This window comes from Actinomadura sp. 9N407 (genome assembly GCF_044326315.1).
Lineage (GTDB): Bacteria > Actinomycetota > Actinomycetes > Streptosporangiales > Streptosporangiaceae > Spirillospora.
This window is the reverse complement of the sequence record NZ_JBIRAW010000058.1, coordinates 1-13,688: the sequence shown is the minus strand read 5'-3', so window position 1 is coordinate 13,688 and position 13,688 is coordinate 1. Positions and strand designations below refer to the sequence as shown.

Below are 13,688 nucleotides of genomic sequence, written 5' to 3'. Positions count from 1 at the left end.
GGCTTCTTGCCGGCGGGCTTCTTGCCGGCGGGCTTCTTGCCGGTGGGTCGGGCGGTGGGTCGGGCGGCTGGTCATGGAGCGCTCGTGGCGGGGGTGAACGCGATGGGCAGGGCGACCGGCCCGGTGTTGCCGCTGAGCGGCAGCGAGCGCGGCTCCCCGCCGGGGTGGGGATCGCGCATCCGCCGCGCCAGCAGCGGGAGCGCTTCGCTCATGTCGCAGCGGGCGACGAAGTGGCCGAGGCAGTGGTGCGCGCCGCCGCCGAACCCGAAGTGCGGCGGCCGCTCGGCGGTGATGTCGAACCGTCCGTCCGGTACGGCACGCGGGTCCGTTCCGGCGGACTCGGTGAACAGGTGGACGGTCGTGCCGCCGGCGATGTCGAGGCCCTCGAACGTGAAGTCGTCCAGGGCCTCGCGCGTCACCCAGGTGGTGGTCGGGGCGACCCGCATGACCTCCTCGACCGCGGCACCGCCAAGCTCGGGCCGTTCGGCGAGGAGGCCCCACTGGCCGGGGTGCTTCAGGAACGTCTGCATCGCCAGCCCGAGCTGGTTGCGCGTGGTGTCGAACCCGCCGAAGATCAGCAGGATCATCGAGTCGCGCAGCTCCTCGTGGCTCAGCCGGTTCTGGTCGCGCCCTGCCCCATCAAGCCCTGCCCCATCAAGCCCAGTTCCATCGCGCCCTGCTCCATCAAGCCCGGCCAGGACGAGCCGGCTGACGAAGTCGTCGCGCGGCTCGCGCCGCCGGTCGGCGATGAGTTCGTCGACGTAGCCGTACAGACTCGCCAGCGCGGCCTCGATCTTCGGCAGGTCGTCGGCGATGGTGACGCCCATCGCCAGCCCGATCGTGGCGGAGTCGCGGGCGATCACCGGCCACTCCGACTCGGGCAGGCCGAGCATGATGGCGATGACCCGGGCGGCGTACGGCTCGGCGAATTCCGCCATGAACTCGCACCGGTCCGGCTCGGCGAAGCCGTCCACCAGTTCCCCCGCCAGCGCCCGGAAGCGCGGGACGAGGCCACCGATCAGCCGGCGCGAGAACGCCGGATTCATCAGGCGGCGCAGCCGGTGATGGTCCTCGCCCTCCTTGTTGAGCACCCAGTTGGCCCACCAGCTCGCGAACGGCCCCGTGGTGATGCCGTGATGCTCGGGCCATTTGACGCTCCCCTGCCGGAGCCTGGGGTGCTTGAGCAGCCGGCTGACCTCGTCGTACCGCAGCACCGCGATGCCGTAGTTGGTACGCGCATACCAGCCGGCCTCCCTGGCCTTCCGCACCTCGGGAGACTGGACGGAGAAGGCGGGGTCGGAGATGTCGAAGTACGGCGCTGTCATTCGGCTTCTCCTGTCATTCGGCTTCTCCCTGTCATTCGGCTTTTCCTGGACCTTCGGTTTTTCCTGGCCCCTCGGCTTTTCCATGCTGGCGGGAGTCGCTTTCTTGCCGACCGGGGTCGCTGGAGATCGAACGGCTGGGAATCGGGTCACCGGGAATCGGGTCACTGGGCGGGTCGCTGGGGATCGGGTCGCTGGGGATGGCGTCGCCGGCGGGGGCCGTTCCGCGGCCGTAGTGGTGGGTGGTGGCCATGTAGACCAGGCCGGTGGCGATGACGATCGCGGCGGACAGCGGCACGATGTAGTTGTCGTACCAGGGCACGTCCGGGGTCCGCGGCCAGGACATGTTGATCATCGCGGCGACGCCGTACACCAGCGCGGCGATGTTGACCGCCAGGCCCCAGCGGCCGAGCGTGAACGGGCCGGCCGGGCGCCAGCCCTTGAGCCGGGCCCGCAGCGCGGCCAGCACGACCATCTGGAAGGCCAGGTAGATGCCCAGCGCGGCGAACGAGATGATCTTCGTGAGCGCGTCGGTGGACACCTTGGAGCCGATCACCAGCAGCGCGGGCAGCACGGCGGCCAGCAGCAGCGCGTACGGCGGTACGTGCCGTACGGGCGAGAACTTGGCCAGCACCCGGCTGCCCACGATCATGTTGTCGCGGGCGTAGGCGTAGGTCAGCCGGCTGGCGGCGGCCTGCAGGCTCATCGCGCACGAGACGAACGAGATCAGCACGATGCCGAGGATGACCTTGACCATCGTCGGCCCGAACGCGGCGGTGAGCGCGGTGGTGACCGGGTCGGCGTTCGCTCCGGAGATGACCGCGCTGAAGTCGGCCACCGACAGCACCAGCGCGAGTGTGATGAACGTGGCGGCGGCGCCGCCGATGTAGATCGTCATCCGCATCGCCTTCGGGATGCGGTGCGCCGGGTCGCGGACCTCCTCGGCGACGTCGCCGCAGGCCTCGAAGCCGTAGTACTGGTAGATGCCGATCAGCGAGGCGGCCAGGAAGGCGGCGGCGTACGAGCCGCCCGCGCCGGTGCCCTGGCCGTCGAAGAACACCCCGAGCCCGTGGTGGCGCTCGGTCGCCAGCAGCCAGATGCCGACGACGAGGGCGCCGACCAGTTCGGCGGAGAAGCCGATGATCGCGGCCAGCGCGAGGTAGCGGGTGCCGGCCAGGTTGATCAGCGTCGCGATCAGCAGGATGGCCAGGGCGCAGCCGATGGTGGCGGTGACCGAGGGCTCGAAGCCGAGCATCGCGGCGGCGTACGGGCCGGCGCCGTAGCTGACGCTGGCGATGGTGGCCAGCAGCGCGACCAGGTAGACCCAGCCGCTCATCCAGGCCCAGCGCCTGCCCCACAGCCGGCGGGCCCAGGGGTAGATGCCGCCGCTGACCGGGTACTGCGAGACGACCTCGCCGAACACCAGGGCCACCAGCAGCTGGCCGACGCCGGCGATGACCAGGGACCACAGCATGGGCGGGCCCGCGGTGGCGAGCGAGAACGCGAACAGCGCGTACACGCCCACGACCGGTGACAGGTAGGTGAAGCCCAGGGAGAAGTTGGCCCACAGGCTCATGTCCCGGCGGAAATGGGATTCGTAGCCGAGCGCGGCCAGCCTCGCGGCATCGGTGTCGGTGTCGGTGTCGGTGTTGGCGTGGGTTTTGGTGTCGGCGTGACTGTTGGCGTTGGCGTTGGTGTCGGCGTCGGCATCGGGAGGCGGGACGGCGGCCGGTGGGGCCGCGGCCGGGTCTGGTGCGGTGGACACGGGGGGTCCTCCCTTGTCAGTGGTCCTGGCGTTGTGCTCGGACCGCGAGGCCGCACCTGCCGGCAGGCGGACCCGCCGTGCGAACGGTCTGCGCGGCAACGGCGGACGGTCGAGGTCAGGGCCGGGCGGGCCCGGGGGCCGGGACCAGGCCTGCGAAACTGACGTCAGCGATGCCACTGCCGAGAGCCACAGGTACTCTCAAGGCGAAAAGATATGGCGCCAGATGTTTTATGGCAAGGGGTCCGGCGACATCCGCCGCCGGGCCGGCGGCGCCGTGTACGGCCGTGGAAGCTCGAGGAAGCTCGAGAAGGCTCGAGGAAGCCCAGGAAAGCTCGACGACGGCCGTGGAAGGCTCAAGGAAGCTCGAGGAAGGGAGAGCGATGCCCGCACCGGACGCGTCCGCGACCGCCCGGCTCGCCGTCTTCGCCCCCCTGGAGAACCGGGGCCGGGCCGAGACGATCACCCGCCGGCTGGCCGACGCGATCGCGCTCGGGCTGCTGGCCGACGGCGAGCAACTGCCCAGCGAGCCGGATCTGGCCGCGCAGCTGGGCGTGGCGACCGTGACCGTCCGGGAGGCGCTGAGCGAGCTGCGCAACCAGGGGGTGATCGTCACCCGCCGCGGCCGCGGCGGCGGCAGCTTCGTCCGGGCACCGCAGCGGGACGAGACGGCCGGGCTGCTGCGCCGCCGGCTGCGCGATCTCACCGTGGCCGACCTGCGCGATCTCGGCGACCACTACGGATCGCTGGCCGCCGGGGCCGCGCTGCTGGCGGCCGACCGCGCCTCCCCCGACGACCTGGACCGGCTCGGCGAGGCGGCCGCCGCGTTCGCCGACGCGACCGGGGTCGAGCGCCAGCACCACACCGACGGCCGGTTCCATGTCGAGGTCGCCGCCGCAGCCCAGTCCGCCCGGCTCACCCGCGAGGAGATCCGGCTGCAGACCGAGATCGGCCCGCTGCTGTGGCTGCCCGGCGCCGACGCCCGGACGCGCCGCCGACTCGACCGCCAGCACCGCGAACTCGTCGCGGCCATCGCCGCCGAGGACGGCGACCGCGCCGCCGCGCTCGCGCGGCAGCATGTGGCCGAGGCCATCGAACGACTTGTGGAGTTGCATCTCGGTCTCGTACAACCGTGAAGCGGACAAACACAACCGTGAAGCGCAACGAACACGACCCTCTGATCCCCTCTCCCCTCTCCCCCAACGCCGACGCCGGGTGGCCCACAGTGACCAAGGAACTCTCCGAGACCGCCGGACGGAACGTGGGACACGTCTTCGACGCCGTGCTCCGCTCGATCGAGGAGCTCAGCGCGACGGTGGTCGATCTCGTACGGGAGCGCGGGCGGCCCGGACGCGAGGAGCTGAGCCCGCTACGGCTGGAGATCCTCGGCGTACTGGAAGGGCACGCCCCGCTGGTGACCGGTACCGGCTTCGTCGCCGCGCCGGACGTGCTGGCGGACGCGCCGCTGTGGCTGGAGTGGTGGCAGGCCGGGGACGGCCCCGATCCCGAGCGGCTGGTCGTCGATCTCGATCCCGCCAGCCTCGGCTTCTACGACTACACCGACAAGCCGTGGTACACCGTTCCGGACCGGACGCGCGGGGCCTACGTGCACGGCCCGTACGTCGACTACCACGGCACCGACCAGTACATCCTCACCATGTCGGCGCCCGTGCTCTCAGAACCCGTGCTGTCAGAGCCCGTACCGTCACAGCCCGCACTGTCAGAACCCGCACTGTCAGAACCCGTGCCGGCGGAGTCCGGACGGGACGACACAGCGGGCGGGGCGCGGTTCCTGGGGATCACCGGGGCCGACCTCTACCTGCGGCGGGTGGAGAAGACCGTGCTGCCGCTGCTGCCGCCGGGCGCGATCCTGCTCAACTCCCAGGGGCGCGTGATCATCTCGCGTTCCGCGCGCCACGTGACCGGCGCGCTGCTGCGCCGGCTGGACATCGGCGCGGCGGACCGGGCCGGGGCGCCGGTGGAGGTCGCCGGAGGCGGCATGCTGGCCCGCTGCGGCCGCCTCGGCCTCTACCTGCTGACCCCCCTGATCCCGCTGCACTGAATCCCGCCGCACTGACGCCCGCCGCGCTGAATCCGGCTGAGCTGAATCCCGCTGCACTGACCGGCGGGGCCTAGTAGGGCTCGTCTCAAAGTGGCCTCAGCCACCGCGCGAGCGCGCTAGCTGCACCGCGCGAGCGCGTTATCTGGCCGGTGAGGCGAAGCCGAAGGCCAGCCTCACCGGGCAGATCGCGAAGCGATGTCGCGCTCGCACAAGAACCGGTCACGGTGCGAGCCGCCAGGCGAGCACTGTGGGCCGGAACCTTGAGACACAGCCTAGGTTCAGCGTCTCGGGGTACGGCGGGGGCGGGGCTCGCGGCCGGCGACGGCGTTCTGGATGGTCCGTTCGAGCTCGGCGAGCGCGGCGGCGATCTCGTCGCGGCGGTCGCGGTCCAGGCCGGCCAGCAGGGTCTCCTCGTTCGCCAGATGCAGCGCGAACACCTCGTCGATCAGCTCGATCCCGGCCGGGGTCAGCTCGGCGAACATCACCCGCCGGTCGCCGGGATGCGGCGTACGGCCGATGAGCCCGGCCTTCTCCAGGCTGTCGAGCCGACCGGTCATGGCGCCGCTGGACAGCAGCGACGACTCGGCGAGCTCCGAGGGGGTCTTGCGGTACGGCGGTCCGCCGCGCCGCAGGTTGGCCAGGACGTCGAACGACTTCGGCGTCAGCCCGTACGGGGCGAGGTAGCCCTCCAGCTCGTGCCGGGAGAGTTCGGCGACCCGCCGCAGCCGGCCGAACACGCCGATCGGCGACGGGTCGAGGTCGGGCCTCTCACGCCGCCACTCGCCGAGGGCCTTCTCGACCGTGTCCATGGCACCGTCCGTGTGTGTGCAGGGATGGGGTGTGTGCAGGATGGGATGTGTAGAGGTGGTGTGTGCAGGGTGATCCGGAGTCGCGGGACCGCCGCGGGACCACCGTTCGCGGGCGATTCCGGTGGAAGCGTAGCGGAAGTTCCGCTCTCCTAAGATACCTTGGCGCAAGTAATTTGGCCCCAAAATACTTTAGGCCAAGTAAATTCACGCCCGCTAGATCGCTCGGATGAGGTCACCATGCACACTCTTGCTGCCAGACGCTGAACCCGGGCAAGGGCTCGGGCGACCACGCTGCAGACCGTGGCCAACGGGTCCGACGATCTCGGTTACGCCGACGCGGGCGTCCTGGTGCAGGCGGCGGGCAAGAACATGCCCGTGCAGATGGTGGCCGGCATGGTGCAGCGCTCCCCGCTGGCGATCTGTTTTTCAGATCGTGTTTTTCAGATCGTGTTCTTCAGGCGGGTTCTTCAGGCGGGTTCTTCAGTCCCGGGTGATGCCGTGCATCGGGGAAGTCGGCGGGTAGGTCGGCAGCTGCGGCTTCTGCGCCCCGATCACCACGCAGAACAGCGCATCGGTGTCACCGGCGTTGCGCAGACTCCGCGGCACCCCCGCCGGCACCCGGATCAGATCCCGGTACCCCAGCACCCGCGACGCCGTACGCGTCCCATCCGCCACGTCATGAACGGTGACCTCCAGCTCACCCTCCAGAACGAAGAACACCTCCTCCACATCGTGGTGGGTGTGCTCGGGACCGATCGCGCCCGCCGGCAGCCGCATGTTGGAGAACGTGAAGTGCTCCGACGGCAGGATCCGGTCATCGGTCTCGTGATCCCCGGTCGCACCTGAGCCGATGTAGCGGACCTGCGCCCGCTTGAACTCCTCCCCCGCCTTCGCCTGGAACCCCAGCGTGTCCCAGTCCTCCAGCCGGCTCTCCCTGCTCGCGATGCAGCCGTCGATCAACTGGTCCAGATCGGTCATCAGAATTCTCCTTCTTTGAGAACGTTCCGGGCGGCATCGAGCAAGTCCCCGGCGGCATTGAGAAAGTCCCGGACGGAATCGGCGAATGCCTCGGGGGTTTCCTGGTTGGACAGGTGCCCGGCGGCCGGGATCTCGGCGTACCGGGCTCCGGGTACGGCGCCGGCGATCAACCGGCTCTCCGCGGGCGGGCAGACGGCGTCATGCTCGCCCACCAGGACGAGCGTGCGGGCCCGTACCTCGGCCAGCCGTGGCCCGTGGTCGGTCGCGGCCATCGAGTCCGCCGCGTACCCGTACCCGGGCATCCGGATCGCGGCGGCCATCGCCTCTGCCACCCGCGTGACCTGGGCTTCCGTGGCTGCGGGCGACAGCAGCCGGGCCGCGCGCCTGCGGGCGAACGCGGCCGGACCCACCTCGGCCAGTTCCGCGCCTCGTGCGCGCATCGCCGCCGCCTTCTCGGGCGCGGCGCCGGAACCGCGAGTGGAGTCCGCGAGGATCAGCGAGCCGAGCCGTTCCGGATGCCGCAGGGCGATCCGCGTCGCGATGACGCCGCCCCAGGAGACGCCCAGGACGTGGGCCCGCCGGATGCCCAGGTCGTCGAGCACGGCGACGGCGGCGTCCGCGTACCCGTCCATCCCGGGAGGGCCCTCGGGATCGGCGGAGGCGGCGTAGCCGGGCGCGTCCCAGGCGAGTACCCGCAGCCGGCCGGCCAGCATCGGCGTGATCGCGTCGAACGCGGCGCCGCTGGAGCCGATGCCGTGCAGGCAGAGCAGCGGAACGCCCGCGCCGCCCGAGTCCCCGATCGCGATCCCTGACATCAGGCGACCTTCCAGGAGGCGCCGAGGTCACCCAGGGTCCTGAGGACCGCGTACGGCACCAGCCCGCTGGTTGCCGGATTGTCGGGGTCTGGGAGGTTGGCCAGCTCGAAGCGGTACTGCCCGACCGCTCCGGCGAACTCCACCACATGGCGGGTCATCGAAGTGCAGGGATCGGCCACGAGCCGTACCTGCACGGCATCCCAGTCACCGGCGGCCAGGGCCAGGGTCGCGGCGACGTTGGCGTTCTTGGGGAACCGTTCGGCGGCCTCACGCGCGGACCCGTCGTGCAGGACGACCGGCTCGTCCCCCGGCTTGAGGGTACGCAGCCGGTGCGCGAACTCCTCGTCCATCCACGGCTGCACCAAGGAGCCGGGCGCTTTGGAGGAGGTCAGCCGTACTGCTGTGAGGGGTCCGCCCATTGCGGCGGCCCGCACGACGTCCAGCCCGCCCAGGGCCCCCTGGCACACCAGCAGGCGCCCCTTGGCCTTGCTGAGCCGGTCGAACAGCGCGTCGTCCGCGAGGGCCCCGACCGAGACGGCGACGAGATCGCGGCCCGCGTCCAGGATCTCGGGCCCGTACTCGCGCAGCGCACCCTGCCCGGCTGCCTCCACGACCACGTCGGCGGCCTCGACCAGCTCGCGTACGCCCCGTACCTCCTCGGGTACAGCCCCGCCGCCGCGCCGCAGCACCGCCGACAGTTCGGCCCCGGGCACCCCGCCTTCACGCAGTACGCCGGCGACCCTCGCCCCGATCGCCCCATGCCCGAGCACCCCGACGCGCACGACCGCTCCCCATAGCTTGGAAACACTGCCTGGAAACACTGCTTCGAAACACCGCTTGGTGAATACCTTGGAATGAAAATACTTGGAGCAAAGGTATCTGGGCATGGCCGTACACGCAAGGTCGGCAGGGAGGGCCGTTACAGGGGTGGCTATAGGGGGTGACTACAGGGGGTGGCTACGGGAGGGGATGACTGCAAGGGGTGGCGACGCGGCGGCAGCGCGCATCGCTGGAAGATCAGCCGGTGTCCAAGATCAGCCGGAGCTGCAGAAGGGTTACGGGAGGGGCCGGGCCGAGTCCGAGTTCGGGTCCGTCAGTCGAGCTCGAACCAGGTGAAGAGCCGGTCGCCGTCCACGAAGTGGCCAGAGCGGTCGGCCAGCGTCTCGATCAGCATCACGCCGTACCCGCTGCCCCGCAGTTCGCCGCCCTCGCGGCGGGTGGGCAGAGTCACGCTGCCGTCGTCGACGACCTCACAGCGCAGCGTCCCGTCGGACCCCATCAGGGTGAGGGTGAACTTGCCGCCGAACCGGGAGCGCGAATGCTGGACGCTGTTGGTGCACGCCTCGGAGATCAGCAGCTCAGCCGTGTCCGTCCGGTCGCCTTCCGGCAGCGCCTCGGTGGCGAAGCGCCTGGCCTCGCCCACGCTTTCCGGAACGGCGGCGAGCGTGATCGCGCCGATCACCGTCCAGTCCCCCACGCGCCCATCCCCCCATGATCGCCGCCGCCGTCGCGTGCCGGTGGCGAGAGCCCGACCCTCCGTGTATACCCAGCCCGCGAAGGGGCACAGGTCCACAGGTCACGAACGTACCCGCCCATACCGGATGCTCGACCGAGTGTACGGAGGGCCCGGCGGGGCTCCACGCCCCCACCATGGGGAACGCGGAGCCGCCGGGCACACGCCGTGGCGCAAGACACAGCAGGTTAAAGGGTATATAAGCCGACGACAATCACACGATTATCACAGGGAGTGACATTTCGCTACGCGGCGGCAGGGAGGGTGCGGAGAGGGTGGCGAGGCGGGCGGCGAGGTGGGCTGCGGGGAGCGGCGCCCTAGGCGTCCCGGCGGCGTAGCGCGAGATGGCCGGCGATGATCGCGGCCACCGCCCAGGCCGCCAGGATCAGCAGGCCGGCGAGCGCCGGGTACGTCTCGGACTCGCCGCGCATGAAGGCCGCGCCGGCCAGGCCGGGCAGGAAGTCCGCCGCCCGCTCGACCGCCTCGATATCGCTGGCCTTCAGGGACGCGGGCAGGATCGTGAGGATCAGGAACGTCACGATCAGCGTGCCCACCGAGCTGCGCAGCAGCGCGCCGATGCCCAGCGCGAAGACGCTGATCAGGGCCAGGTAGACGCCCACGGCCAGGATCTCCCCGAGCCAGGTGGAGAACGTGAACGTCCCCCAGCGGCCCAGCATCACGGCACCGACCACCGAGCCGCCCGCCGCCAGCAGGGTGCCCGCCACGCCGCCGATGACGGCGGCCACCGCGGTCTTTGCCAGCAGCAGCACGCCCCGCCGCGGTACCCACTGCAGGGACGTGCGGATCGCCCCGCTCGCGTACTCCGCCGTGATCAGCAGCATGGCCAGCCCGATGAGCGCGAACTGGCCCAGATCGACCGCCCCGATCGCGACCGAGCCGATGGTGACCACGCCCTTGTCATCGGCCGGATCGTCGTTGCCGTTGGCGTTGGCGGTGAAGATGGCCAGCTGGAGGCAGGTCACCGCCATCAGGACGCCCGCCCCGACCAAAGACCACCACGTGCTGCGTACGCTCCAGGCCTTGGTCCACTCGGAGAGCACGGCGCCGGGCATTCCGCCCCCGCTCGCGGTGGTCGTCATCGGTTGCCTCCCTGGTTTCCGGGCGATCCTTGCTTCCCGGGTGTTCCTTGCTTTCCTGGTGTTCCTTGCTTTCCGGGTGTTCCTTGCTTTCCGGGTGATCCGTGCGATCCCTGGGACGACGCGAACTCGACGCTGTCGGCGGTCAGCTCCATGTACGCCTGTTCGAGCGTGGCGTCCTGAGGGCTGAGCTCGTACAGCGGGACGCCGAGGCGGTGGGCCAGCTCGCCGACCGGATCCACCTTCGTCCCCGACAGGAGCAGCTCCCCGGGCGAGACCACCTCGGCGGCGACACCGTCGGCCGCCAGCTCGGCGGCCAGCTTCTGCAGGCCTTCGGGGTACGGGCTTCGGACCTTCACGCGATGCCGGGAGCTGCCGGCCAGAACCTCGGCGATCGGGGCGTCGGCCAGCAGCGCGCCCTTGCCGATCACCACGAGGCGGTCGGCGGTCAGTTCCATCTCGCTCATCAGGTGGCTGGAGACGAAGACCGTGCGGCCCTCGGCGGCCAGTGACCGCATCAGCTCGCGCACCCAGCGCACCCCGTCGGGGTCCAGCCCGTTCACCGGCTCGTCGAACATCAGCACCGGCGGATCCCCTAGCAGAGCCCCGGCGATGCCGAGCCGCTGGCCCATGCCCAGCGAGAACGTCCCGGCCCGCTTGCCCGCGACCTCGGCGAGCCCGACGGCGCCCAGCACCTCGTCGACGCGGGACGCCGGGATCCCGTTGCTGCGGGCCATCGCCAGCAGGTGGCGGCGGGCGCCCCGGCCAGGATGCAGCGCCTTGGCGTCCAGGAGGGCGCCCACCTCGCGCAGCGGATGCCGGAAGTCCACGTACGCGCGGCCCCCGACCAGAGCCGTCCCCGAGGTCGGCCGGTCCAGCCCGAGGATCATCCGCATCGTGGTGGACTTGCCCGCGCCGTTCGGCCCGAGGAAGCCCGTCACCAGCCCCGGCTCGATCGTCAGGGACAGGTCCCGTACGGCGGTCGTCCCCCCATGCCGTCGCGTCGGCCCGTACCGTTTCGTCAGCCCGTCAAGCGTGATCATGCATGCCACGGTAGGAACGCGCGGGTGCCGGCCGCAGTGCCCGATCGTCGCCTGGCCACCCCGACTTTCGTCAGGCCCGCGTCCGTCAGGCCCGCGTCCGTCAGGCCCGCATTGTTCAGGCCCGCATTGTTCAGGCCGGGTTCGTCAGGCCCGGGCGGCGGGCAACTCGTAGATCCCGTACGCGAAGCCGTCGGCGCTGATCGCTTCCGCGTCCAGGGTGACCCCCGAGCCTTCCACCGGACGGGCGGTGTCCAGCCCGGGCCGGGACAGCGGCAGTCTCGCGGGGTCGCGGCGCGGGTTGACGACGACGAGGTAGCGGTCACCGCGCACGTACACGAACGGGAAACCGTCGTTCAGGATCTCGACGCCGCCCGAGCCCCGCAGTTCCGGGGCGGAGGCGCGCAGGGCGATGAGGCGGCGGACCAGGTTCAGCAGCGAGTCCGGGTCCGCGCGCTGGTCCTCGACGTTGGGACGTCCCGGACCCGGATCGAGGGGAAGGTACAGGCGGTCGGGCGCGGCCGTGGAGAAGCCCGCGTTGGCGCCGCCGTCCCATTGCATGGGCGTACGGGAGCCCGCGCGGTTGTAGCGGGGGCTCAGGACGCTCCCTTCCACATCGGGCAGGTCGGGGATGAAGCGCATGCCGATCTCGTCGCCGTAGTAGATGGCGGGCAGGGTCGGCCAGGTCATCTGGAGGGCGAACGCGGCGGGCAGTTGGTCGGCCGTACGGGAGCCGCAGGCCAGGCGCGCGAAGTCGTGGTTGGAGGTGGGCAGCGAGATGTATCCCGCGTCCCCGATCGCGTCGGCGGCCTCCCGCCAGGCGTCGATGAACGGGCGGGGCGAACCCCCGCCGCCGGCGTCGAAGAAGCAGTCGAGCGGGTCCCAGTGATCCAGCACGGTGCCCTGGCCGTTGTTCCACAGCGAGCGCATGGCCAGGCCGTCGGTACTGCCGCCGAACTGCAGGAAGAAGTCGACATGGAAGCCCGCCGGGACCGACACGGCCGGGTCGCCCCACTCGGCGAGGATCGCCGCCTCGGGGTGGGCGCGATCGAGCCAGCGGCGCAGCTCGGTCCAGAGGCGGATGGTCTCCTTCAGCCCGGGATCGTCCTTGACCAGGGACGAGGCCATGTCGACCCGGAATCCGGCCAGCCCGAGGCGCAGCCAGAAGTCCATGATGTCGCGCAGCGCGGCCCGGTTGGCGCGGGGCCCGTCGGCGTCGACCGGCTGGCGCCAGGGCTCGGCCGGTTTCGTACGGGCGTACCCGAAGTTGAGCGCGGGCTGGGACTCGAAGAAGTTCGGCAGGTACGCGCCGGGCCGGGACCCGGGCGAGGCGACGAAGCCCCACGGGCGGGCGTCGCCGGTCGTCCAGATGTAGCGGTGGTCGGACGGGTCGTTCGCCGACTCCAGGAACCACGGATGCTCGTCGGAGGTGTGGCCCGCCACCAGGTCCAGCATCACCCGGATGCCGTGCCCGCGAGCGCTCTCGACCAGGGCGGCCAGATCGTCGGCGGTGCCGTAGCGGGGCGCGACGCTGTAGTAGTCGGAGACGTCGTACCCGGCGTCCCGGAACGGCGACACGAAGCAGGGATTGATCCAGATCGTGTTCACGCCCAGCCAGGACAGATGGCCGAGCCGATCGATGATGCCGTTGACGTCACCGACCCCGTCACCATCGGAGTCGGCGAAGCTCTGCGGATAGATCTGGTAGAGGACGGCGTCGTGCAGCCAGGACGGACCGCTGCTGGAGGGCGTCATGCATCGATGATGCACCCGCGCGGATCAAGGTGTCCCGATCGCCGAGGACGCGTCTGCATCGGTAGCTACGTCTGCACCGGGTCACTGCGTCTGCGTCGGATCACTGCATCTGCATCGCGTCACTGCGTCTGCTTCGGTCAGAGCGTCTCGATCGCCGGAGTCTGCATGGAACGGGTGTGGCCGCGGGCGTCGAAGAGCAGCCGGGCGTGCTCGGCCAGCAGCGCCGGAACGTACGCCGCGTGACCGGTCAGCAGGATGGCCAGATCCGCCGATGCCAGGGCCTCGGCCAGGTCCTCGGGCGCCGGCGCGATCGGCTCACCGTCGACCTCCCACGTCTTGACGTGCGGGTCGTGGTAGGTGAGGTGGGCGCCGAGGCGGGTGAGGCGGCGGGCGATGGGGCGGGCGGGTGTTTCGCGTTGGTCGGCGATGTCGGCTTTGTAGGTGACGCCGAGGAGGAGGATGTGGGCGTTTTTGAGGGCTTGGCCGTGGGTGTTGAGGAGTTGCTGGGCGCGTTCGACGATGTAGCGGGGCATGC

General features: G+C 70.8%; 13 protein-coding genes and 1 pseudogene. 3 read left to right on the top strand and 11 right to left on the bottom strand.

Going from position 1 to position 13,688, the window contains the following annotated elements; all coding sequences use genetic code 11:
* Nucleotides 1-71: 71 nt before the first annotated feature.
* Together ACH34Q_RS45965 and ACH34Q_RS45960 are read right to left on the bottom strand one after the other, a co-directional pair.
* Entirely contained in the window at nt 72-1,325 is a 1,254-nt protein-coding gene (locus ACH34Q_RS45965; RefSeq protein WP_395989583.1) for a cytochrome P450, read from the bottom strand.
* A gap of 31 nt (nt 1,326-1,356) precedes the next feature.
* The gene (locus ACH34Q_RS45960; RefSeq protein WP_395989582.1) at nt 1,357-3,087 is read right to left on the bottom strand and encodes an APC family permease; all 1,731 of its coding nucleotides are present in this window, start codon (nt 3,085-3,087) and stop codon (nt 1,357-1,359) included.
* Nucleotides 3,088-3,467: 380 nt separating this feature from the next.
* Between ACH34Q_RS45960 and ACH34Q_RS45955 the strand changes: the two genes are divergently transcribed.
* Both ACH34Q_RS45955 and ACH34Q_RS45950 read left to right on the top strand, forming a co-directional pair.
* Nucleotides 3,468-4,220: a FadR/GntR family transcriptional regulator gene (locus tag ACH34Q_RS45955; protein ID WP_395989581.1), complete on the top strand. Its 753-nt coding sequence runs from the start codon at nt 3,468-3,470 to the stop codon at nt 4,218-4,220.
* A gap of 17 nt (nt 4,221-4,237) precedes the next feature.
* On the top strand, nt 4,238-5,146 hold the full coding sequence (locus ACH34Q_RS45950; protein ID WP_395989580.1) for a cache domain-containing protein: 909 nt from the start codon (nt 4,238-4,240) through the stop codon (nt 5,144-5,146).
* A gap of 278 nt (nt 5,147-5,424) precedes the next feature.
* On the opposite strand, the gene ACH34Q_RS45945 is transcribed toward ACH34Q_RS45950, so the two are convergent.
* The gene (locus tag ACH34Q_RS45945; protein ID WP_395989579.1) at nt 5,425-5,955 is read right to left on the bottom strand and encodes a MarR family winged helix-turn-helix transcriptional regulator; all 531 of its coding nucleotides are present in this window, start codon (nt 5,953-5,955) and stop codon (nt 5,425-5,427) included.
* A gap of 291 nt (nt 5,956-6,246) precedes the next feature.
* Between ACH34Q_RS45945 and ACH34Q_RS45940 the strand changes: the two are divergent.
* Nucleotides 6,247-6,372: pseudogene (locus tag ACH34Q_RS45940) on the top strand (hypothetical protein); the annotation flags it as partial.
* Between the two features lie 63 nt (nt 6,373-6,435).
* Here the strand turns inward: ACH34Q_RS45940 and ACH34Q_RS45935 are convergent.
* From ACH34Q_RS45935 to ACH34Q_RS45900, 8 genes are all read right to left on the bottom strand, one after another.
* A complete protein-coding gene (locus ACH34Q_RS45935) occupies nt 6,436-6,933 on the bottom strand; it encodes a cupin domain-containing protein (protein ID WP_395989578.1) in 498 nt (165 codons plus the stop codon).
* Nucleotides 6,933-7,748, bottom strand: a complete 816-nt coding sequence (locus ACH34Q_RS45930) for an alpha/beta fold hydrolase (RefSeq protein WP_395989577.1) — start codon at nt 7,746-7,748, stop codon at nt 6,933-6,935. The genes ACH34Q_RS45935 and ACH34Q_RS45930 overlap by 1 nt, the downstream gene beginning before the upstream one ends.
* Nucleotides 7,748-8,530, bottom strand: a complete 783-nt coding sequence (locus tag ACH34Q_RS45925; RefSeq protein ID WP_395989576.1) for an aspartate dehydrogenase — start codon at nt 8,528-8,530, stop codon at nt 7,748-7,750. Before ACH34Q_RS45925 ends, ACH34Q_RS45930 begins: the two co-directional genes overlap by 1 nt.
* A gap of 311 nt (nt 8,531-8,841) precedes the next feature.
* Nucleotides 8,842-9,225, bottom strand: coding sequence for an ATP-binding protein (locus tag ACH34Q_RS45920; protein WP_395989575.1), 384 nt, complete (start codon nt 9,223-9,225; stop codon nt 8,842-8,844).
* Between the two features lie 353 nt (nt 9,226-9,578).
* Nucleotides 9,579-10,361: a hypothetical protein gene (locus ACH34Q_RS45915; RefSeq protein ID WP_395989574.1), complete on the bottom strand. Its 783-nt coding sequence runs from the start codon at nt 10,359-10,361 to the stop codon at nt 9,579-9,581.
* Complete coding sequence (locus ACH34Q_RS45910; RefSeq protein ID WP_395989573.1) at nt 10,358-11,401, bottom strand: ABC transporter ATP-binding protein; 1,044 nt, start codon at nt 11,399-11,401, stop codon at nt 10,358-10,360. Before ACH34Q_RS45910 ends, ACH34Q_RS45915 begins: the two co-directional genes overlap by 4 nt.
* 144 nt (nt 11,402-11,545) lie before the next feature.
* Nucleotides 11,546-13,153 (bottom strand): alpha-amylase family glycosyl hydrolase, encoded by a 1,608-nt coding sequence (locus tag ACH34Q_RS45905; protein WP_395989572.1) that lies wholly within the window; start codon nt 13,151-13,153, stop codon nt 11,546-11,548.
* Nucleotides 13,154-13,290: 137 nt separating this feature from the next.
* Nucleotides 13,291-13,688, bottom strand: a 398-nt coding sequence (locus tag ACH34Q_RS45900; protein ID WP_395989571.1) for a UDP binding domain-containing protein, incomplete at its 5' end; no start/stop codon positions are given.

Coding starts and splice junctions, on each gene's coding strand:
- ACH34Q_RS45965 (WP_395989583.1), bottom strand. CDS start 1,325: ATGACAGCGCCGTACTTCGACATCTCCGACCCCGCCTTCTCCGTCCAG.
- ACH34Q_RS45955 (WP_395989581.1), top strand. CDS start 3,468: ATGCCCGCACCGGACGCGTCCGCGACCGCCCGGCTCGCCGTCTTCGCC.
- ACH34Q_RS45945 (WP_395989579.1), bottom strand. CDS start 5,955: ATGGACACGGTCGAGAAGGCCCTCGGCGAGTGGCGGCGTGAGAGGCCC.
- ACH34Q_RS45935 (WP_395989578.1), bottom strand. CDS start 6,933: ATGACCGATCTGGACCAGTTGATCGACGGCTGCATCGCGAGCAGGGAG.
- ACH34Q_RS45930 (WP_395989577.1), bottom strand. CDS start 7,748: ATGTCAGGGATCGCGATCGGGGACTCGGGCGGCGCGGGCGTTCCGCTG.
- ACH34Q_RS45915 (WP_395989574.1), bottom strand. CDS start 10,361: ATGACGACCACCGCGAGCGGGGGCGGAATGCCCGGCGCCGTGCTCTCC.
- ACH34Q_RS45910 (WP_395989573.1), bottom strand. CDS start 11,401: ATGATCACGCTTGACGGGCTGACGAAACGGTACGGGCCGACGCGACGG.
- ACH34Q_RS45905 (WP_395989572.1), bottom strand. CDS start 13,153: ATGACGCCCTCCAGCAGCGGTCCGTCCTGGCTGCACGACGCCGTCCTC.